Origin of the sequence: Mycolicibacterium sphagni, from assembly GCF_002250655.1 — a bacterium.
GTDB classification, from domain to species: Bacteria; Actinomycetota; Actinomycetes; order Mycobacteriales; family Mycobacteriaceae; genus Mycobacterium; species Mycobacterium sphagni.
The window spans coordinates 1-1,117 of record NZ_NOZR01000061.1; the positions used below are offsets into that span (position 1 = coordinate 1).

Here is a 1,117-nt window from a genome sequence, read left to right on the forward strand (position 1 = left end):
CCCGGTCCCACCCCGGGTAGTGACGAGGCTGCCGTCGCCGTGCAGGCCGCCCTCACCCGGATCGGCGACCCCTATGTCTGGGGTGGCTCGGGTCCCTCCCAGTTCGACTGCTCCGGCCTGGTGATGTGGGCCTTCCAGCAGGCCGGCGTCTTCCTGCCGCACTCCAGCCAGGCTCTGGCCGCAGGCGGTCAGCCGGTGTCCCTGGACCAGATGCAGCCCGGCGACGTGGTCAACTACTACTCCGACGCCTCGCACTCGGCGATCTACATCGGCGACGGGATGATGGTTCACGCCTCGACGTTCGGCCGGCCGGTGATGATCTCCCCGGTCAACAACGCCCCGATCTACAACGTCCGTCGCTACTGAGCGGCGCCGGCTTCCGGCCGTCCTTGCCGTCGTCTTAGTCGCCGAACTGCTGGTGGCATCGAGCCTGATCGCCTCGCAGCCTGCTGCGCCGTCACCATCGCAGTCTGCCGCCGTTCCCGCCCCGGCCCCCCTGGTGGTCGGCGACGGCCGTAACGTGCGGCTGATCAGTCTGGGTGGAGCTGCCACCGACGGGCTGCTGACGCGGGTCGCAGCGAACATCGGCGGCGCCGTGGCCGCCGTCGAAAAGTTCTGGGGCACCGACTGGGAACGCGACATCGTCGTGATCGCCACCGACTCGCAGACCCAGTTCGTCGCCCAGGCCGGGCTCGCCCCGGCCGGGAACTGGAACGACATCGCGGCGGTATCCGTCGCCGACGATGTCGACTTCGAGCACCATCACGCCAGCGGGCAACGCATAGTGTTCGCCCCGGGCGCTGCCGCGATGAGCGATTCTTCGCTGCGAATCGTGTTGACCCATGAGCTTTTCCACCTCGCCGCCCGCGCCGACACGGCACTGGACGCACCGCGCTGGCTGCTGGAGGGAGTGGCCGATTTCGTCGCCCGTCCGCAGACACCGCTGCCCTCGGAGGCCGCGGCCGACACCGCGCTGCCCACTGACGCCGACCTCGACGTCGCCGGGCCCGCACGAGCGCGCGGCTACGACCGCGCCTGGTGGTTCGCCCGGTTCGTCGCCGACAGCTACGGAGTCGTCGCATTGCGCCGCCTCTACGTCGAGGCCTGCGGCCCCGGC

The 1,117-nt window shown here is 70.3% G+C and carries 2 protein-coding genes; both read left to right on the top strand.

The genetic code is table 11. The annotated features are described in order from the left end of the window. Positions 1 to 366: NlpC/P60 family protein (locus CG716_RS29380; RefSeq protein ID WP_133067047.1), on the top strand; the 366-nt coding region annotated here is incomplete at its 5' end. Between the two features lie 52 nt (positions 367 to 418). Further along, positions 419 to 1,117: hypothetical protein (locus CG716_RS29385; protein ID WP_094484664.1), on the top strand; the 699-nt coding region annotated here is incomplete at its 3' end.